Source organism: Pseudomonas sp. S3_A09 (genome assembly GCF_054668065.1).
On the sequence record NZ_CP162752.1, the window covers coordinates 5,291,084 to 5,309,646 of the forward strand.

Genomic DNA, 18,563 nt, shown 5'->3' on the forward strand with positions numbered 1-18,563 from the left:
CAGGTAGCTGTGATGGATGTGGGTAATTTTGGTTTTGTAATTGCTGGCCTGATCGTTGGTTTTATCGTGGGCATGACCGGTGTGGGTGGGGGCTCGTTGATGACCCCGATCCTGCTGTGGTTCGGCATCAACCCGGCCACCGCCGTGGGCACTGACCTGCTGTATGCCGCCATCACCAAGTCGGGTGGGGTGTTGGTGCACAGCAAGAACAAGAATATCGATTGGGCCATCACCGGCTGGCTGACCCTGGGTAGCGTGCCTGCGGTGTTGTTGACGCTGTGGTTCCTGGCCAGTCTGCATACCGACCCCAGTGTGATGAATGCGGTGATCAAGCAGGCGCTCGGTGTGGTGCTGCTGCTGACGGCCTTGGCGATTCTGTTCAAGAAAAGTCTGTTGGCGTTTGCCCAGCGGCATGCGGGTGATAGCTATCACATGAGCCCGCGGAACCTGAATGCGCTGACAGTGGTGACTGGCGCGGTCCTCGGAACCATGGTGGCGCTGACGTCCATCGGTGCTGGTGCGCTGGGAACGGTGGCGTTGTTTATTCTGTATCCGTTCCTGGCTACGCGGCGATTGGTGGGGACTGAAATCGCGCATGCTGTGCCGCTGACCCTGGTGGCGGGGTTGGGGCATGCCAGCATGGGGAATATGGACTGGCATTTGTTGGGGTTTTTGTTGATGGGGTCGTTGCCGGGAATCTATGTCGGCAGCCATATGACGGGCAAGCTTCCGGATGGGGTGTTGCGGCCTTGTTTGGCGGTTATGTTGATGGCGATTGGTTACAAGCTCGCGTTCTGATGTTGGCTGGGACGGCCTTAAAGCCGTCCGGTATTCAACGCCGAACTCGGTCAACATGTGGGAGCTGGCTTGCCTGCGATGGCATCACCTCGGTGTAACTGACATACCGAGTTGCCTGCATTGCTGGCAAGCCCTCCAAATCAATGTTGGATTACGGGCACACCGAGCTTAAGCGATGTGCCGAGTGACTCAACCCCGGCCCGGCCCATTCCCAATCTGCCAGACAAACGGCGGCTCAACCCCATTAACCACCCAATCCCCCACAATCCGCGCCTTATAAATCACCGGATTATGCGACGACACCGTCCGCGCATTCCGCCAATGCCGGTCCAGCGCCTTACCCTGACGCACATCCGACGCCCCCAGAGCATTGAACAACTCACTGGTGGCACGCTGAATCAACCCCGACACCACCACCTGCGCCGTGGCCGACTCAATCTCGGCCGCTACATTGGCTTCACGCTCAACAATATCATCCCTCCCAAACCGCGCCAGGTACGCCCGTTGCGCCGGCAACGTGGCTTTCAACGCGCTTGCCTCGGCGGCATAAACCAGCGCCGCCACTTCGCCCACTACCTGTTGAACCTGCGCGTCCTGGCTGACATGGGCCGCATTGCCATGGCTGTAGATGCGCTTACGGCTGCGCACCTGGTGTGCCACGTCGCGCAGCGCCGCGCGGCCAATACCCGCCAGGCTGGCGAGCAGCACCAACTGATAGAACGCCGTCTGGTATTTGAACCGCGTAGCAAAGTCGATAACGTTGTCCGCCTCCACCACCGCATCGGTAAAGCGCGACGTGCCGCTGCCCGTGGTGCGCTGGCCAAAGCCGTCCCAATCATCACTGTGCACCACCCCAGGCTGGCGGGCGCGGGTGGCGGCAATCACATCGGCGCCGGTGTCGCTGCGTTGGGCATACACGTCGATCCAGTCGGCGAAGATGCTGCCGGTGCTGTAGAACTTTTCTCCATTGAGCTTCCAATGGTCACCGTCGGGGCTGACCTGGGTGACCACATCGCCAATGGCCACGTTGCCGATTTCGGTCCAGGCGCAGCCGACGATATCGCCCTCTACGAAGCGCTTGAACCACAGGTCGCGACCGGCACTGGGCGGTGCATTCAGGCGGTCTTCGGCAAAGGCAAAGTGCCCGCGCAGGGCCTGGGGCACGTTGGAGTCGGCTTCGGCCAGTTCGATCAGCAGTTCGAACAACTGCGGCAGGGAAGCGCCCCCACCGCCGTACTCCACCGGCACGCGCACCGCGCCAAAGCCGGCGGCTTTCAGCCACTGGATCGGCTCGTGGGGCAGGGTGCGGCGCTGTTCGCGCTCTAGGGCGCCCTCGGCGATGCGCTGAAAAATCGGGCGGAAGCGTGCCGCCAGAGTCGGGTAGTCGACGCCGGTAGACAGCGGGTTGATGACGTGTTGTTCGGTCATGGGCAAGGTTCCTGGGCAGTGATCGGTACAGGGGGATTGCACAGTCCGTGCCGGGTGCCAGCGCCCGTATTTGCGGGGTAGACCCTTCGGCCACTGTTGCCCTGGCAACAGCTGATCGACAAACCAGCACACTCTGCGACATCGTCGCCGACACCTCGAAGTCGGCCCAGAGCCCCTGGCATGGGCGTTTCACCGGCCTGGCACGCTTGCTGCTCAAGCCCCGGGTACATCCCTTTGTGCGAGGTACCGTTCGATGAGTCAGCAAGCCGTGAAATTTGCCTATTGGGTGCCCAACGTCAGCGGTGGGCTGGTGGTCAGCAAGATCGAGCAACGCACTCACTGGGGCATTGATTACAACCGCAAACTGGCGCAGCTTGCAGAAGCCGCCGGTTTCGAGTACGGCCTCACCCAGATCCGTTTCACCGCCGGCTACGGCGCCGAAAACCAGCATGAGTCCGTAGCGTTCAGCCATGCGCTGCTGGCGGCGACCACCACGCTCAAGGTGATCGCCGCCATCCTGCCCGGTCCGTGGCAACCGGCGCTGGCGGCCAAGCAACTGGCGACCATCGACCAGCTCACCAACGGCCGTATCGCGGTGAATATCGTCAGCGGCTGGTTCAAGGGCGAGTTCCAGGCCATCGGCGAACATTGGCTGGAGCACGACGAGCGCTATCGTCGTTCCGAAGAGTTCATCCGTGCCCTCAAAGGCATCTGGACCCAGGACGACTTCACCTTCAAGGGCGACTTCTACCGTTTCAACGAGTACACCCTCAAGCCCAAGCCACTGGGCCAGCCGGAAGTGTTCCAGGGCGGCAGCTCGCGGGCGGCGCGGGACATGGCCGCACGGGTGTCGGACTGGTACTTCACCAACGGCAACACCCCAGAAGGCATCAAGGCTCAAGTCGACGACATTCGAGCCAAGGCGGCGGCGAATAACCATTCGGTCAAGGTCGGCGTCAACGCGTTCGTGATTGCCCGCGACACCGAGGAAGAAGCCCGTGCCGTGTTGGCGGAGATCATCGACAAGGCCGATCCGGAGGCCGTGAATGCCTTTGGTGATGCAGCCAAGCAGGCCGGCAAGGCTTCACCGGAAGGTGAGGGCAACTGGGCTAAGTCCAGCTTCGAAGACCTGGTGCAGTACAACGATGGCTTCAAGACCAACCTGATCGGCACGCCGCAGCAGGTCGCCGAGCGCATCATCGCGCTCAAGGCGGTGGGGGTGGACCTGGTGCTCGCCGGTTTCCTGCACTTCCAGGAAGAAGTCGAGTACTTCGGCAAGCGCGTGTTGCCGCTGGTGCGTGAGCTGGAGGCCAAGGCTGCGATCAAGAACGTGGCGTGAAGACCACCACCGCCGCGCGCAATTTGTTATTGCCGAACCGGCACATGCGTTCGAACTCCCCATGGCTGACCGGCAAGTGCTGGCAGTCCAGGGGCTGACGGTGCTGGCTGTGGTCAACGTCCGGGTCGTGAAGGTAGACGAAGTCATCGTCGCAGTCGGTGACTATTACCCAGTGCGGTGACTTGGATCGGGTGAGGCGGTAGCTGCTGATCAGCACCAGCGGCTGGCCGCCGTCGCGTAATACCTGGGGCAAGTCCAGCGCGCCGCCGAACACTTGCTCGACGTCACTACTCGCTAATTCCTCTTCGAAAGCCTCATGCACCAGGCGCATGACGTCCTTTTTATGCGCATCACGCACGCCATCCAAAAACAGCGGCCCGCGCACATTCACCTGCATGCGCACCGCAAAGCCCCGGCGCCAGGCGGCCAGGGCCAACCCTTGGGGGCTGCATCCGCCGTGGCCGGCGGTCATGAACACGGTGGTCGCTTCGCGCCAGATCTGCAGCTCTTCGCGGCGTTGTGCCACGCGTTTCGGCACCAGCGCGCCCATAGCCATCAGCAGGCAGGCAGCGCCACAGGTGAAGTCAGTGGTCTGCTGGTAATACGGCACGCTTTGCGGGCGCGCATCCTGATGCTGGACGATGCGTTTCTCCAGGCGCAGGGCAGCGGTGTGGTCTTCGTAGTAATCGTTGATCAGGGCAAAACGCCGGTAGCCATTGCGTTCATACAGGGCGAGGGCGCCGGGGTTGTCGGTGCGCACCTCCAGGCGCAGGTAGGCGCAGTCGTGTTCCACCGCGATGGTTTCGATACGGGCGAGCAACTGTTTGCCCAACCCCAGGCCGCGCGCGTGCTCGGCAATGGCGATGGAATACAGGCGCGCCAACGAGGTACCGCGGTGGAACAACACCAGCCCATAGCCGAGCAGTTGCCCGTCATTGTCCGCCACCAGCAACTGGCCATGGGCGCGGCTGACCATCCACTGGAAACTGCGCGATGACAGCCGGTCGGTGGTGAAACAGTGCTGTTCCAGTGCCACCAGTTCAGGCACATCGCAGGGGGTTGCAACGCGAAAGCAAAGAGCCATATGACCGCCGTAAAAGTTGCGTAACGAAACGGGACTTCTCTAAAAGATCGTGCTTAATAGAAAAGGTCGAGTTCTCTAAAGCGGATCAAATATTATGTCGGCGGTACAAGGTCATTGGCGTGAAGTATCCGAGCAAACAGTCGCGGCGACAATAACTAATACAGGTTATTTTCCCGTCCCCCTCAAAGGAACCCGTCAAGTAGTGATCATTGTCGAGCGCAAGGAAGATTGGGCCTCCTACTTCCCCAGCGAAGACATCGTCACCGCGCAGGAATACCTGGAGCAGACCCGGGAAAGCGAGACCGGCAAGCGTGTGCAGGTGATCAACCTGTGCCGCGGCTACAAGTACCTGGGGCACGGTTATTACTGCTCGCTGCTCGCCGAAGCCCGTGGGCACAAGGTAATTCCCTCGGTGCGCACCATCAGTGAACTGACCAGGAAGTCGCTGTACGGCCTGGCCCTGGACGACCTGGACAAGACCCTTGATAAAGCCCTGAATCATCACCTCTATAGCAATACCGAAGGCTTTACCCTGACACTTTATTTTGGTCGAACCAATATAGAGCCATTGCAGGATTTGGCCCGTCAATTGTTTGAAGCCTTCCCTTGCCCGATTCTGTTAGTTGATTTCAAAAAGAATAACGGTTGGCACATAGAAGGGGTCAAGTCCGGCGTGTTGCACAAGTTGCGCGATGATCAGGAAGATCAATTTGCCCACGCCCTGGACAACTTCAGCCGCAAGATCTGGCGCCAGCCGCGCTCACGGAGACTGGCGCGTTATGACCTGGCGATCCTGCACGATCCCCAGGAGCAATTGCCGCCGTCGAATGCCAAGGCGCTGGATAATTTCATCCGCGTGGGCAAGGGCCTGGGCATCGATGTCGAGTTGATCGAGCGCAAGGACTACTCGCGCCTGGCTGAATACGATGCCTTGCTGATCCGCGAAACCACCAGCGTCGACAACCACACCTACCGCTTCGCCAAGAAAGCCGAAAGCGAAGGCCTGGTGGTGATGGACGACCCGGCGTCGATATTGCGCTGCACCAACAAGGTCTACCTTACCGACTTGCTCAACAGCCACCAACTGGGCATGCCCGCCACAGAGATTCTGTACAAGGAGCGACCGGAAGACTTCGAACGGGTCGGCGAGCGCCTGGGGTTCCCGCTGGTGTTGAAGATCCCCGACGGCTGCTTCTCGCGAGGCGTGATCAAGGTAGAAAGCCAGGACGCCTTGCTCAAGGCCACCGCCGAGTTGTTCGAGCATTCGGTGCTGTTACTGGCCCAGGAATTCTTCTACACCGAGTACGACTGGCGCATCGGCGTACTCAATCGCAAGCCGATTTTTGCCTGCCAGTACTTTATGTCCAAGGGCCATTGGCAGATCTACAACCACAAGGCCATCGGCCAGGACATCAACGGTGAGTGCCGTACCCTGGCGGTCCACGAAGCGCCCAAAGCGGTGGTGGAACTGGCGGTGAAGACCGCCAACCTGATCGGCGATGGCCTCTACGGCGTCGACCTCAAGCAGTCCGGCGACAAAGTGGTGGTGATCGAAGTCAACGACAACCCCAACCTGGACGCGGGCATTGAGGATGCCTACTTGCAGGACGACCTGTATGGGCTGGTGCTGGAGGAGTTCGTGCGACGTCTGGAGTTGAAACGTCAGGGCCAGGTTTGGTGACCCGGCGATGATTCAGCGTTTTCAACTGGCCGACGGCAAGCTGTACGGTGGGGAAAGTGACGATGCCCCGATCCTGTTGTTCAACAACCCTGACCTGGCCGAGCGCGAGTGGCTGCGCGACCACCATAAGCTCGACGAGCACGCCCTGGCTTCGGCGCTGGACCCCGACGAAGTCTCACGCATCGAGTTTCATCCGGACAATCTGTTCCTGATCTGGAAGCGCCCGGAAAACTACTCCGGCGGCGGCAACCTGGTGTTCGAGGTGTCGTCCTGCGGCCTGCTGTTTTCGCCCAGCCGCCTGCTGGTGATTGCCACCGACGAAACCCCGCTGACCGGTCTCGGCAAGCGCCGCCCACTGCACACACCGCTGGATGTGTTGCTGGACCTTTTGCTCAACAACATCCACCACTATCTGGGCCATCTCAAGGTGATCAAGCTGGTCGCCCGGGAATTGCAGCAGCAGTTCAACGCGTCCATGAGCAACCATCATCTGATGCAGATGTTCAGCCTCAGCGAAAGCCTGATCTATTACATCAACGCGCTGCACAGCAACGGCGCGGTGTTGTCGCGGCTGCGCAACCATGCCGAGAAGGAGCACTTCGACGCGGAAATCCTGGCGCTGATCGATGACCTGATCATTGAGAACCATCAGTGCTACAAACAGGCGGAGATTTATTCCAACGTGTTTTCCGGGCTGATCGATGCGCGCGGCAACCTGATGAACAACAGCATGAACAACCTGTTGCGCAAGCTCACCCTGATCAACGTGGTGTTCCTGCCGCTCAACCTGATTGCGAGCATTGGCGGCATGTCGGAGTTCAGCATGATGACCGCGGGCACGCCCTGGTGGGTGTCGTACCCGTTGTTCCTGCTGGCGATGGGGCTTGGGGCGGGCTTGATGGTGGTGGGGCTGAAGCGGATAGCGGGGGGCGCCAATGTCGTGTGAACATGCCAGCGATGCAAACACCTCTGTACATCAGGCATATCCAGTTGAGGCTATCGCAGGCAAGCCAGCTCCCACATTCGACCGAGATAGAGAGTAGGAAACGGGTCAGTTCTAAGGCCGCCGCGCTTGGCTGAGAGATCAGTCGCCTCTGCTTTTCTGTGGGAGCTGGCTTGCCAGCGATGCAGACACCTCGGTACATCAGGCACATTCAGTCGAGGCCATCGCAGGCAAGCCAGCTCCCACATTCGACCGAGATAGAGAGTAGGAAACGGGTCAGCTCTAAGGCCGCCGCGCTTGGCTGAGAGATCAGTCACCTCCCTGCTTTTCTGTGGGAGCTGGCTCGCCAGCGATGCAGATAACTCGGTACATCAGGCACATTCAGTTGAGGCCATCGCAGGCAAGCCAGCTCTCACATTTGACTGAAATCGAGAGTAAGAAACGGGTCAGCTCTAGCGAAGTGCCGAGGGTTGCGGCGAGAGCATTTTTCTTACTTTTGACTGGGCCGGCATTCCGGCTGTTCGAAAGTGAGCCGCCGTATGGGCAACCGTCTAAGTCTGCAGGGTCAGGACTTCAAAGCCATCCGCGGTCACTGCCACCGTGTGCTCCCACTGCGCCGACAGGCTGTTGTCCTTGGTGACCACCGTCCAGCCATCCTTGAGGCTGCGCACTTTCGAGCTGCCCTGGTTGAGCATCGGCTCCACGGTAAACACCATGCCTTCACGCAGTTCCAGACCGGTGCCGGGACGGCCAAAGTGCAGGACCTGTGGTTCTTCATGCATCTGCCGGCCGATGCCGTGGCCGCAATACTCGCGCACCACGCTGTAGCCGTTGGCCTGCGCATGGCTCTGGATGGCATGGCCGATATCACCCAGGCGGGCGCCGGGCTTGACCTGGCGGATACCGGCCCACATCGCTTCGAAGGTCTTCTCGACCAGGCGCTGGGCCTTGGGCGTAACGCTGCCGATCATGTACATCTTGCTGGAGTCGGCAATGAAGCCACCTTTTTCCAGGGTGATGTCGATGTTGATGATGTCGCCGTCCTTGAGGATTGCCTTGGCGCTGGGCAGGCCATGGCACACCACCTCGTTGATCGAGGTGTTGATGCAGAAGGGGTAGTCGTACTGGCCCAGGCTGGCAGGGCGGGCCTTGAGGTCGTTGCGGATAAAGGCTTCGACGGCGGCGTCCAGCTCCAGGGTAGAGCGGCCGGCGGCGACAAAACCGTCGAGCATGGTGAAGACCTGGGCCAGCAGGCGCCCGGCTTCACGCATCACGACCAATTGTGCGGCAGTCTTGATCATCAACTGCGCCCTCGGATCAGATCAGGTTTGTCCAGCAGCAGTTTGTTGATCAGCTCGTTGTAGGGCAGGTGAGGATTGAGTTCGGCGAGCAGGCCGATCTTGATCCAGAACTCGGCCTGGGCGTTGATGGAGCGGTCCATCGCTGCGCTGGCCAGGCGTAATTGTTCGTGCAGGTGGTCGGTGATCTTGACGATGCCCATGGTCATCACTGTGCAGTGGGAATATACAAAGCGTATACGTTTCGTATATAGAACGTAAACCCCCAGCCGCTAAATGGCGCTTGGCCATTGACTTGATCGCGGGCCGCCGGTTAGTTTCGTCACATGACTTTTCAAGCCTTCCGCAGCCAGCCAAGCATTATTACCGCCATTCCTCATTTGGCGGGATAGCGCACGGCTGTACCCAGACCCGCCCTAGAGGCGGGTTTTGTTTTTCCGTCTCCAGGGTCTTTGACAAAAAGCCAGGAGACATCCATGAGTAGCTGCACCGCGCCTCACACCACCGACCCGGGACTGCTCGAGCATTACGTGAAGAAGATTCTTGCTGCCCCGGTGTACGACCTGGCGGTGCGTACGCCCTTGCAAGCGGCCCCGGCCTTGTCGGCATTGCTGGGCAACCAGGTGTTGCTCAAGCGCGAAGACTTGCAGCCCACCTTTTCATTCAAGATCCGCGGCGCCTATAACAAGCTGGTGCAGCTCACGCCTGAGCAAAGGGCCCGTGGCGTGGTCACCGCGTCGGCGGGTAACCATGCCCAGGGTGTGGCCCTGGCAGCGCGCGAGTTGGGGATCAAGGCGCGTATCGTGATGCCCGCCAGTACCCCGGAACTCAAGGTGTTGGGCGTACGTTCACGCGGTGCGCAAGCCGTGCTGCACGGCGCGAGTTTTCCTTTTGCCCTGGCCTATGCGCTGCAGTTGGCCGAGTCGTCCGGGTGCACCTTCGTGTCGCCCTTCGACGACCCAGACGTGATCGCCGGCCAAGGCACAGTGGCTATGGAGATCCTGCGCCAACAGCAGGGGCCGCTGGACGCGATCTTCGTGCCGGTGGGCGGTGGTGGCCTGATCGCCGGCGTCGCCGCCTACGTCAAATACCTGCGCCCGGACGTGCGCATCATCGGCGTCGAACCCGAAGGCTCCAGTTGCCTGTTGGCGGCGTTGCGTGCCGGTGAGCGCGTGGTGCTGCCCAGCGTTGACGGGTTTGCCGACGGTACGGCGGTGGCCCAGGTCGGCGCCCACGGGTTCGAGATCTGCCGGGACTGGGTGGATGAAGTCATCACCGTCAGCAATGACGCGTTGTGCAGCGCAATCAAGTTGATCTACGACGACACGCGTTCCATCACCGAACCTTCCGGGGCGTTGGCGGTGGCGGGCATTCGCCAATACGTCGCCGCTCACAACCTGCGCGGGCAGACGCTGGTGGCGATCAATTCGGGAGCGAACATCAACTTCGATAGTTTGCGACATGTTGCCGAAAGGGTCGCTGCGCAAAGTGTCGTTTGACCTTAAGTCCAGGGTTAAACGTTTAATCGCAGCCGTTCGACGACGATTCCATTGACGCTGTTCAACCTCTATAACCAGGCACAGTGCTTATGAGGAAAAGTTACAACGAGCGCTGACTTTGCCGAGTACGCTTGGGTGTTACAAGCGTCTTCCAGGGCCGGCAAGACGCGGCGGGCGAGCGTCCGCCAGATTCATAACAATCTGTTGGCAGTCTCAGAAAAGGAGAGGTTGACCATGCTTTCGGAATTAGAACTTCGCAGCATTATTGAAGGAAGTTTCCTGCCCAGACGGTGCGAATGCACCAAAGCCGAAGATGCCTCGCTGACGATCAAGGTCTACGATGACCGTGACCGCGACCGGGTGGATTTGGAAGTCAAAGGAATCGATGCAGACAAACTCGACAGCAGTCGAGCCATTTGCAACCTGATCACCGGGTTGCGCGAAGACCTCAAGCACACCCACGCACCTACCCTGCAACGAGTGGGAGGGCGCGGCTACTATTAGCCGGAGCGAGCTTGCTCGCGAAAATCGGCAACGATAACGCGGGTAGCCTACTACTCAGTGGCGTTTTAAGTGCTTCGTGAGCAAGCTCGGTCCTACGGTGGTTCGCTTCAATTCTGGAAATCGCAGGCATCGGACATCTTCCGATAGCTCACGTCTTCCACCTTGCCTGCCTTGTCCAGAAACTTGATATCGGCCTTGATGACTTTGCATTCGTCGGTCTGGGCTTCGTTCATGGCCAGGACCTTGTCGATGTTCATCGGCAGGCCATAGTGGTAAGGCACGGGTTTCACGGCGGCTGTTTGATCGTCGGCCTGGGCCAGGCCTGACACAGCCGCCAGTGAAAAGGTGGCACCGAGCATCAATGTGCGCAGTTTCATGGTGGTTCTCCGCAAGTGGGTACAGCGTCACTCTCGACTTGCGGGATTAACCATCGATTAATGTTTGCCTGGCTGACAAAACCTTCATCTTCACCAGCTCATGCGCACGCCGGCGGTGCCGCTGACCCCCTCCATCGCGTTGCTGTCCAGGTGGGTTTTGTAGTCTGCCGCCAAGTAGACGCTTACCGTTGATGGTGCCGGTGCCACCTGCAGGCAGCGTCAGGCTGTTATTGCCCAGGAGATCGGTCAGGCCGGCACTGCTGCCGCTGTCGCAGATGAAGGTGTCGTTGCCCGGGCCGGGAGTGAGTGCGCAGGCAGCGTAGGACTGTTGTGGTGTGGTGTACTGCAGTGAGAGAAGGCCGACAGCTAAAACGGCGCGGGTTGATAAGCCGTTGCTTTTTTGCATGGGTCTTTCCTGCATTTGTTGTAATTACTGCTCCTGTTTTGGGTTTAGCACAGTTTTCCCGCTTGGCAATGTGTGTATAAACGCGCGCAGGCCACGGAATACGTGGCCTGCGTGGTGGCACATTGCTCATGTTGCTGCTGGGTTCAACTCACCTGGCGGCGGTAAGGCAGGTCTGGACCGGTCTTGGTGCAGGTCAATGCCGCGGCGCGAATCGCAAAGCCCAGCATGGCGTCGATCTGGTCGCGGCTGAGCTGCTGCAGGCCGTCAATCGAGTCAAATTGTTGCTCGGTCAACCAGGCAATCAACGCGGCCTGGAAGGTATCGCCGGCCCCCACCGTATCGGCCATCACCACCTTGACGGCCGGTTGTGACCAGTGGCCGTGCTGGCGACTGAACACACTGGCGCCATCGCCGCCTTGGGTCAGGAACACCAACTGGCAACGGTGCTGCAGCCAACCCTGCAACACGCTTTCCGGGGACTGTTCGGGGTAGAGCAGGTGCAGGTCTTCGTCGCTGACCTTGATCAGGTCGGCATGCTTGACCAACTCTGCCACGCGGTCGCGCCACAGCTGGATATCCGGCTGCGGGTTGAGGCGCACGTTGGGGTCGAGGCTGATCAGGCGCTTGCCGCTTTCGCGCTTGACCAGGCTCAGCAGGGTGTCGCCGATGGGTTGCACCACCAGGGAGAACGAGCCGATATGCAGGCCGCGAATGTCATCACCCAGCTCAGGCAGATGGGCGACTTCCAGCAGTCGGTCGGCGCAGCCTTCACCACGGAAGTTGTACTGCGGTGAGCCATTGGCGCCCACGGCGACCATCGACAAGGTGGTCGGCGCGGCAAATTCCACCAGGAACTGCTCGCTCACGCCCTCATCCTTGAGCACCTGCAATAAGCGGCGACCAAGGAAGTCAGTGGACAAACCGCCGAGCAAGCCTGCCTCGATACCCAGGCGGCGCAAGCCTACCGCGACGTTGAACGGCGAACCGCCGGCAATCGCCTTGTAATTGACCTTGGACGCCTGCCCGCTGGCATCTTCCTCGCTGAAAAAATCAAACAGCGCTTCACCACACACCAGATACATAGTCGTTCGCTCTTAAAGGGTTGCCACAAGCTGCTGATAGCGCTCGTAGGCTTGTTGATATGCGCTGACACTGGCCGCTACCGGCAGCGTACGGCTGGCCGGGTCAACGCTCACGCACTTGTCGCACAGGCTGGCCAGTGACTCGCCGGACTGGCTCCAGGCCGCCTGAATCGCGGCGCCCAGCGCGGCGGCTTCACTTTGTTCGGTGCAGACCACTTCGGTGTTCATGATATCGGCGACCATCTGCCGCCAGATCGGGCTTTTCGAACCGCCACCGATCAAGCGGATGCTCTGGCTTTGCAACCCTGTCTGACGCAGCAAGTCCAGGCCGTAGCGCAGGCCGAAGGTCGTGCCTTCGACCACCGCGCGACACAGATTGGCGCGGGTCAGGTTGGTCATGGTCAGGCCGTGCAGGCTGCCGGTGGCGTGGGGCAGGGCGGGCACGCGTTCGCCGTTGAGAAACGGCAGCATGCTGACGCCGTCCGCGCCAATCGGCGCTTGCTCGACCAAGGCATTGAACGCGGTCAGGTCCAGATCGAAGAGTTCGCGGATCACCCCGGTGGCGTTGGTCAGGTTCATGGTGCAGATCAGCGGCAGCCAGCCACCGCTGGATGAGCAGAACGTGGCGACCGACGCCTGCGGGCTTACGCTCGGCTGGTCGGCAAACGCATACACAGTGCCCGATGAACCCAAGCTCATGGTGATCACGCCAGGCGCAATGTTGCCAGTGCCGATGGCGCCCATCATGTTGTCACCACCACCACTGGAAACGATGGCATTGGGGTTGATGCCCAGGCGTTCGGCAATTGCCGGAAGAATCGTGCCGACGCTTTGATCGGCCTCGATCAGTTGCGGCAAGGCGTTTTCAAGGCGCCCACTCGGGTCGATGTGCTTGAGCAGCGCCACATCCCATTCACGGGTGCGCACGTTGAAGTAGCCGGTGCCTGACGCATCGCCGTATTCCGCGACGGCGCGACCGGTGAGCCAGTAATTGAGGTAGTCGTGGGGCAGCAGGATATGCGCGATACGCGCAAAAATGTCCGGGTGCTGTTCGCGGGTCCACAGCAGCTTGGATACTGTGTAGCCCGGGGCAATCGCCACACCGAGGCGTTCCAGAGAGCCGCTTTCGCCGCCCAGGTGCTGCAAGAGTCGCTCGTTTTCCGGCGCAGTCTCGGTATCGCACCACAGCTTGGCCGGGCGCAGTACGCGGCCCTGGTCATCCAGCAGCACCAAACCATGTTGCTGGCCGGAAACGCCGATGCCGAGGATGTCCTGGCCATCCACGCCCGCCTGTTGCAGGGCGCGGTGGGTGGCTTCGGTAAAGGCGTCCAGCCATTCCTGGGTGTGCTGCTCGCGACGGCCATTGGCGCCGCTGATCAGCGTGTGCGCCGCAGCGCCCAGGCCGAGTACCTTGCCGCTGGAGGCGTCGAGGACGATGGCCTTGGTGCCTTGGGTGCCGCAGTCGATGCCGAGAAACAGGTTTTGCTGGGTCATGAGGATTTGCTCAGCAGTATTGTTTTTTTGGAGTGGAAACCCTATCAACGGTGGGAGCTGGCTTGCCTGCGATGGCGGTGGTCCGGTTAGCCATGATGTGACTGATAGATCGTTATCGCAGGCAAGCCAGCTCCCACCTATTTAATTCGGTTTCTTCAGTAGATGTTGCAGTGTTGCGGTGACGCCGTTGTCACGCAAGCTGACAAAGCAGCGCTCGAAAGCTGCCACAAACCCAGGCGAGTTGGGAATAGCCGTACCAAAAATCTCTTCCACCGCCAACAGGCGTTGGCTGATCAGCGCGTCATCACTCACCAGCCCCTGGCAAAACTCAGCCCGCGGATCCGGGATCTTGTAGCTCACCCCGTTTTCATCCACACCTTTCAAATACAACGCCCAGGCCGCCACCACCAGCGCGGCGCGCTCAGTCTCGCGGCCATCGGCGATCAACCGGTTAATGGTCGGTACGGTGAACTTGGGAAACTTCGACGAGCCATCCGAACACACGCGCTCCAACTGATCGGCAATCGCCTGGTTGGAGAAGCGATCCACCAGCGTCTGCTTGTAGTCCGTCAGGTCGATGCCCGGCACCGGTGCCAGGTTCGGCGTGACGTCCAGGTCCATGTAGGCGCGCATGTAGGCGACAAACACCGGATCGTTCATGGTCTCGTGCACAAACCGATAACCCTTGAGAAACCCCAGGTAGGTCAGCGCCAGGTGGCTGCCGTTGAGCAGGCCGATCTTCATTTCTTCATAGGGGGTGACGTCATCGGTGAACTGCACGCCGACCGTTTCCCAGGCCGGGCGACCGTTGACGAACTTGTCCTCCAGCACCCATTGCACAAAGGGTTCGCACACCACCGGCCAGGCATCGTCGATGCCGTGATCATCATGCAATTGCAGGCGGTGCGCGGTGCTGGTCATCGGCGTGATGCGGTCGACCATGGCATTCGGGAAACTCACGTTGGCCTTGATCCAGTCGTGCAGTTCGGCATTGTGCAGGGCGGCGAAGGCCAGCAGCGCCTTGCGCGTCACGGCGCCGTTGTGCGGCAGGTTATCGCAGGACATCACGGTAAATGCCGGAGTGCCGGCGGCGCGGCGTTTGGTCAACGCGGCACAGATAAAGCCGAACACGGTTTTCGGTGCGCTCGGGTGCGCCAAATCATGCTGGATCTGCGGCAGGTGGGCCATGAACTCACCGTTGCTGTCGTCGATGCAGTAGCCGCCTTCGGTGATGGTCAGCGAGACGATACGAATTGCCGGGTCAGCCAGCTTGTCGATCAACGCCTGGGCGCCGTCTTCGGCCAGCAGCATGTCGCTGATCGAGCCGATCACACGCACTTCGGTGTCATCGGTATCGCCCAGTTCATACAGGGTGAACAGGTAGTCCTGGCCGGCCAGGTCGTCGCGGGCCTTGCGGTCTTCGGCCCGCAGGCCGACGCCGCAGATGCTCCAGTCCAGGCCAACGCCGGTGTTCATCAGGGCGTCGGTGTAATACGCCTGATGTGCGCGATGGAAGCCACCGACGCCGATATGGGCGATGCCCTGCGTGGTACTGGCGATCTCATAGGTGGGCAGCTTCACTTGCGGTGCCAACTGGGCGAGGTTCTGTTTATTCAGTTTCATCAGCAAAGTCTCGCGAAATCAGGCGGCAGCGCGCAGTGGGCGGGCCACGGCAACACCGTCGGTGTCGAACAGATGGCAGTGCGCCGGGTCCAGGTGCAGGTGCAGCGTCTCGCCGTACTGGCTGGCCATGTCGCCGCGAATCCGCATGGTCAGCGGTTCGCCATTGGCGGTGATGACATGGCAGAAGGTGTCGCTGCCCAGGCGTTCGCCGACGTCGGCGGTGACGGTCAGGGTGGTTTGGCCCGGGGAGGCAATTTCCAGATGTTCCGGACGAATGCCCAGGGTCACTGCACTGCCCACGCTCAAGGTGGCGCCACTCAGCGGCAGGTTGATCAACGTGCCAGCGTCCAACTGCACTTCGCAGCTTTGGCTTTCAACACGGGTGACTTTGCCCTTGAGGAAACCCATCTTCGGCGTGCCGAGGAAACCCGCCACAAACAGGTTGGCTGGCTGGTGGTACAACTCCAGCGGCGAGCCGACTTGCTCGATACGGCCACTGTTCAGCACCACCACCTTGTCGGCCAGGGTCATGGCTTCAACCTGATCGTGGGTCACGTAGATCATGGTCGCTTGCAGCTCTTTATGCAGGCGCGCCAGTTCCAGGCGCATCTGTACGCGCAGGGCGGCGTCGAGGTTGGACAGCGGTTCGTCGAACAGGAAGATCTTTGGGTTACGCACAATCGCGCGACCGATGGCCACACGCTGGCGCTGGCCACCGGACAACTGCTTGGGCTTGCGCTCCAGCAACGGTCCCAGTTCCAGGATGCGTGCCGCCTCGCTGACCTTGCTCTCCACCAGCTTCTTGTCGACACCGGCCAGGTCCAGGGCAAACGACATGTTCTTGCGCACGCTCATGTGCGGGTACAGCGCGTAGGTCTGGAACACCATCGCCAGGTCACGCTTGGCCGGGGTCACTTCAGTGATGTCGCGGCCATCCAGTTCGATGGTGCCTTCGCTGACTTCTTCCAGGCCGGCGATCAGGCGCAGCAGGGTGGATTTACCGCAGCCCGACGGGCCGACGAACACCACGAATTCCTTGTCGTTCACTTCCAGGTCGATGCCTTTGATGATCGAGAAGCCTTCGAAGCCTTTTTGCAGATTCTTGATTTTCAGGTTGGCCATGATGAGCCTCCGCTAGGAATTATTATTTAACGGCGCCAAAGGACAAACCGCGCACCAGCTGTTTCTGGCTGATCCAGCCAAAGATCAGGATCGGTGCGCAGGCCAGGGTCGAGACGGCGGACAATTTGGCCCAGAACAAGCCTTCGGGGCTGGAGTAGGAGGCGATCAATGCGGTCAACGGCGCGGCGCTGGAGGAGGTCAGGTTCAGCGACCAGAACGCCTCGTTCCAGCACAGGATCAGCGACAGCAATACGGTGGACGCCAGGCCGCCTTTGGCAATCGGCAACAGTACGCGGACCATCTCTTGCCACAGGGTCGCGCCATCCAGGCGGGCGGCTTCGAGGATGTCCTTGGGAATGTCCTTGAAGTAGGTGTAAACCATCCACACCACAATCGGCAGGTTGATCAGGGTGTAGATGATGATCAGCGCAATGCGTGTATCCAGCAGGCCAAAGCTCTTGGCCAGCAGGTAGATCGGCATCAGCACGCCCACGGGTGGCAGCATCTTGGTGGACAGCATCCACAGCAACGTGCCTTTGGTGCGCTGGGTCTCGTAGAACGCCATGGAGTAGGCGGCCGGCACCGAGATCAGTAGGCAAAGCGCCGTTGCGCTGAAGGAAATCAGCACCGAGTTCCACGCATAGCTGAAGTAGTTGCTGCGCTCGTTGATGTGCAGGTAATTCTCCAGCGTCGGCGTGAAGATGAACTGCGGCGGCGTGGCGAACGCGTCGATTTCGGTCTTGAAGCTGGTCAGCACCATCCAGAAGATCGGGAAGAAAATCAGGATCGCGATGGCCCAGGCCAGGGTGCCGAGCAACAGGCTTTGCAGGCGGCGGGATTGTTGAAGCGTCATGGCGCGGCCCTCAAGGCTTGTCAGTCAGGTTTTTGCCGATCATCCGCACCAGGATGATCGCCGCGATATTGGCGATGACCACGGCAATCAAGCCGCCGGCCGAAGCCATGCCCACGTCGAACTGCACCAGCGCCTGGTTGTAGATCAGGTAGGCGAGGTTGGTCGAGGCGTAGCCGGGGCCGCCGTTGGTGGTGGTGAAGATTTCAGCGAACACCGAGAGCAGGAAGATCGTCTCGATCATCACCACCACGGCAATCGGGCGGGCCAGGTGCGGCAGGGTCAGGTGCCAGAAGATCGCGATGGCGCCGGCACCGTCCAGGCGCGCGGCTTCCTTTTGTTCCTGGTCGAGGGACTGCATGGCGGTCATCAACAACAGGATCGCGAAGGGGAGCCACTGCCACGACACAATGATGATGATCGACAGCAATGGGTAGTGCGCCAGCCAGTCCACCGGCTCGGCGCCGAAGAACTTCCAGACGGCGGCGAGAATCCCCGAGACCGGGTGGAAAATCAGGTTCTTCCAGATCAACGCACCGACGGTGGGCATGATGAAGAACGGCGAAATCAGCAACACCCGCACCAGGCCGCGGCCGAGGAACTCACTGGCCTCCAGCAGGGCACTGATCAACACGCCGAACACCACGCTGATCAGCAGCACGCTGCCCACCAGCAGTAAGGTATTGGTGGCGCCGGGCAGGAACCCCGAGTCGGTGATGAAATAGGTGAAGTTCTCCAGCCCCACGAACTCGTTTTCGCCGGGGTAGAGCAGGTTGTAGCGGATCAACGAAAAGTACAGGGTCATGCCAAGCGGCACGATCATCCACAGCAGCAGCAAGGCCACCGAGGGGCTGACGAGGAACCAGCCGGGGTTGGCCAGGCGGTTTTTGGGTGTGGTTGTATTCATGGTGATCAAAGCCAGTCGATTACATGCAGAACCAGAGTCGGAGCGCGATCAAATGTGGGAGCTGGCTTGCCTGCGATGGCATCATCTCGGTGTAACTGACAGACCGAGTTGTCTGCATCGCAGGCAGG

The 18,563-nt window shown here is 60.3% G+C and carries 17 protein-coding genes and 1 pseudogene; 6 read left to right on the plus strand and 12 right to left on the minus strand.

Features of this window, described 5'->3' with window-relative positions; genetic code table 11:
* Positions 1–12: 12 nt before the first annotated feature.
* Positions 13–798 carry a sulfite exporter TauE/SafE family protein gene (locus tag AB4N92_RS24710; protein ID WP_010210788.1) on the plus strand — a complete coding sequence of 262 codons (786 nt, stop codon included), beginning with the start codon at positions 13–15 and terminating at the stop codon, positions 796–798.
* A gap of 189 nt (positions 799–987) precedes the next feature.
* On the opposite strand, the gene AB4N92_RS24715 is transcribed toward AB4N92_RS24710, so the two are convergent.
* Entirely contained in the window at positions 988–2,226 is a 1,239-nt protein-coding gene (locus tag AB4N92_RS24715) for an acyl-CoA dehydrogenase family protein (RefSeq protein WP_010210787.1), read from the minus strand.
* A gap of 253 nt (positions 2,227–2,479) precedes the next feature.
* On the opposite strand from AB4N92_RS24715, the gene sfnG reads away from it, so the two are divergent.
* Complete coding sequence (sfnG, locus tag AB4N92_RS24720) at positions 2,480–3,565, plus strand: dimethylsulfone monooxygenase SfnG (protein ID WP_021491776.1); 1,086 nt, start codon at positions 2,480–2,482, stop codon at positions 3,563–3,565.
* Here sfnG and AB4N92_RS24725 read toward each other — a convergent pair.
* Positions 3,549–4,649 carry a GNAT family N-acetyltransferase/peptidase C39 family protein gene (locus AB4N92_RS24725; RefSeq protein ID WP_044287057.1) on the minus strand — a complete coding sequence of 367 codons (1,101 nt, stop codon included), beginning with the start codon at positions 4,647–4,649 and terminating at the stop codon, positions 3,549–3,551. The genes sfnG and AB4N92_RS24725 overlap by 17 nt on opposite strands.
* A gap of 94 nt (positions 4,650–4,743) precedes the next feature.
* On the opposite strand from AB4N92_RS24725, the gene AB4N92_RS24730 reads away from it, so the two are divergent.
* Positions 4,744–6,330, plus strand: coding sequence for a RimK family protein (locus AB4N92_RS24730; RefSeq protein ID WP_042571568.1), 1,587 nt, complete (start codon positions 4,744–4,746; stop codon positions 6,328–6,330).
* Between the two features lie 7 nt (positions 6,331–6,337).
* On the plus strand, positions 6,338–7,276 hold the full coding sequence (locus tag AB4N92_RS24735; protein WP_010210779.1) for a magnesium transporter CorA family protein: 939 nt from the start codon (positions 6,338–6,340) through the stop codon (positions 7,274–7,276).
* Between the two features lie 548 nt (positions 7,277–7,824).
* On the opposite strand, the gene map is transcribed toward AB4N92_RS24735, so the two are convergent.
* Positions 7,825–8,574, minus strand: a complete 750-nt coding sequence (gene map, locus AB4N92_RS24740) for a type I methionyl aminopeptidase (protein ID WP_021491774.1) — start codon at positions 8,572–8,574, stop codon at positions 7,825–7,827.
* Positions 8,574–8,774, minus strand: coding sequence for a ParD-like family protein (locus tag AB4N92_RS24745; protein WP_010210776.1), 201 nt, complete (start codon positions 8,772–8,774; stop codon positions 8,574–8,576). Before AB4N92_RS24745 ends, map begins: the two co-directional genes overlap by 1 nt.
* Before the next feature lie 273 nt (positions 8,775–9,047).
* Between AB4N92_RS24745 and ilvA the strand changes: the two genes are divergently transcribed.
* The gene (gene ilvA, locus AB4N92_RS24750) at positions 9,048–10,070 is read left to right on the plus strand and encodes a threonine ammonia-lyase, biosynthetic (RefSeq protein ID WP_236267216.1); all 1,023 of its coding nucleotides are present in this window, start codon (positions 9,048–9,050) and stop codon (positions 10,068–10,070) included.
* A gap of 234 nt (positions 10,071–10,304) precedes the next feature.
* Positions 10,305–10,574 (plus strand): DUF1652 domain-containing protein, encoded by a 270-nt coding sequence (locus tag AB4N92_RS24755; RefSeq protein WP_010210773.1) that lies wholly within the window; start codon positions 10,305–10,307, stop codon positions 10,572–10,574.
* Between the two features lie 107 nt (positions 10,575–10,681).
* On the opposite strand, the gene AB4N92_RS24760 is transcribed toward AB4N92_RS24755, so the two are convergent.
* The 8 genes and pseudogenes from AB4N92_RS24760 to AB4N92_RS24795 form a co-directional block, all read right to left on the minus strand.
* Positions 10,682–10,951: a DUF2790 domain-containing protein gene (locus AB4N92_RS24760; RefSeq protein WP_010210772.1), complete on the minus strand. Its 270-nt coding sequence runs from the start codon at positions 10,949–10,951 to the stop codon at positions 10,682–10,684.
* Between the two features lie 169 nt (positions 10,952–11,120).
* A pseudogene (locus AB4N92_RS24765) lies at positions 11,121–11,357 on the minus strand (hypothetical protein); the annotation flags it as partial.
* A gap of 143 nt (positions 11,358–11,500) precedes the next feature.
* Positions 11,501–12,439 carry a carbohydrate kinase family protein gene (locus AB4N92_RS24770; RefSeq protein ID WP_045792221.1) on the minus strand — a complete coding sequence of 313 codons (939 nt, stop codon included), beginning with the start codon at positions 12,437–12,439 and terminating at the stop codon, positions 11,501–11,503.
* 12 nt (positions 12,440–12,451) lie between these two features.
* Entirely contained in the window at positions 12,452–13,933 is a 1,482-nt protein-coding gene (xylB, locus tag AB4N92_RS24775; protein WP_045792220.1) for a xylulokinase, read from the minus strand.
* A gap of 141 nt (positions 13,934–14,074) precedes the next feature.
* Entirely contained in the window at positions 14,075–15,556 is a 1,482-nt protein-coding gene (locus tag AB4N92_RS24780; RefSeq protein ID WP_183701685.1) for a mannitol dehydrogenase family protein, read from the minus strand.
* Between the two features lie 18 nt (positions 15,557–15,574).
* Complete coding sequence (locus tag AB4N92_RS24785) at positions 15,575–16,678, minus strand: ABC transporter ATP-binding protein (protein WP_010210760.1); 1,104 nt, start codon at positions 16,676–16,678, stop codon at positions 15,575–15,577.
* Positions 16,679–16,700: 22 nt separating this feature from the next.
* Positions 16,701–17,531, minus strand: coding sequence for a carbohydrate ABC transporter permease (locus AB4N92_RS24790; protein WP_010210759.1), 831 nt, complete (start codon positions 17,529–17,531; stop codon positions 16,701–16,703).
* Positions 17,532–17,541: 10 nt separating this feature from the next.
* Complete coding sequence (locus AB4N92_RS24795) at positions 17,542–18,435, minus strand: carbohydrate ABC transporter permease (RefSeq protein ID WP_029529156.1); 894 nt, start codon at positions 18,433–18,435, stop codon at positions 17,542–17,544.
* Positions 18,436–18,563 lie beyond the last annotated feature (128 nt).

Excerpts from the sequence above, each read along its gene's own strand:
- AB4N92_RS24780 (WP_183701685.1), bottom strand. The coding sequence starts at position 15,556 with ATGAAACTGAATAAACAGAACCTCGCCCAGTTGGCACCGCAAGTGAAG.
- sfnG (WP_021491776.1), top strand. The coding sequence starts at position 2,480 with ATGAGTCAGCAAGCCGTGAAATTTGCCTATTGGGTGCCCAACGTCAGC.
- AB4N92_RS24760 (WP_010210772.1), bottom strand. The coding sequence starts at position 10,951 with ATGAAACTGCGCACATTGATGCTCGGTGCCACCTTTTCACTGGCGGCT.
- AB4N92_RS24755 (WP_010210773.1), top strand. The coding sequence starts at position 10,305 with ATGCTTTCGGAATTAGAACTTCGCAGCATTATTGAAGGAAGTTTCCTG.
- AB4N92_RS24710 (WP_010210788.1), top strand. The coding sequence starts at position 13 with ATGGATGTGGGTAATTTTGGTTTTGTAATTGCTGGCCTGATCGTTGGT.
- AB4N92_RS24735 (WP_010210779.1), top strand. The coding sequence starts at position 6,338 with ATGATTCAGCGTTTTCAACTGGCCGACGGCAAGCTGTACGGTGGGGAA.
- AB4N92_RS24715 (WP_010210787.1), bottom strand. The coding sequence starts at position 2,226 with ATGACCGAACAACACGTCATCAACCCGCTGTCTACCGGCGTCGACTAC.
- AB4N92_RS24795 (WP_029529156.1), bottom strand. The coding sequence starts at position 18,435 with ATGAATACAACCACACCCAAAAACCGCCTGGCCAACCCCGGCTGGTTC.
- ilvA (WP_236267216.1), top strand. The coding sequence starts at position 9,048 with ATGAGTAGCTGCACCGCGCCTCACACCACCGACCCGGGACTGCTCGAG.
- xylB (WP_045792220.1), bottom strand. The coding sequence starts at position 13,933 with ATGACCCAGCAAAACCTGTTTCTCGGCATCGACTGCGGCACCCAAGGC.
- AB4N92_RS24770 (WP_045792221.1), bottom strand. The coding sequence starts at position 12,439 with ATGTATCTGGTGTGTGGTGAAGCGCTGTTTGATTTTTTCAGCGAGGAA.
- AB4N92_RS24790 (WP_010210759.1), bottom strand. The coding sequence starts at position 17,531 with ATGACGCTTCAACAATCCCGCCGCCTGCAAAGCCTGTTGCTCGGCACC.
- AB4N92_RS24730 (WP_042571568.1), top strand. The coding sequence starts at position 4,744 with ATGTCGGCGGTACAAGGTCATTGGCGTGAAGTATCCGAGCAAACAGTC.
- AB4N92_RS24725 (WP_044287057.1), bottom strand. The coding sequence starts at position 4,649 with ATGGCTCTTTGCTTTCGCGTTGCAACCCCCTGCGATGTGCCTGAACTG.
- map (WP_021491774.1), bottom strand. The coding sequence starts at position 8,574 with ATGATCAAGACTGCCGCACAATTGGTCGTGATGCGTGAAGCCGGGCGC.
- AB4N92_RS24785 (WP_010210760.1), bottom strand. The coding sequence starts at position 16,678 with ATGGCCAACCTGAAAATCAAGAATCTGCAAAAAGGCTTCGAAGGCTTC.
- AB4N92_RS24745 (WP_010210776.1), bottom strand. The coding sequence starts at position 8,774 with ATGGGCATCGTCAAGATCACCGACCACCTGCACGAACAATTACGCCTG.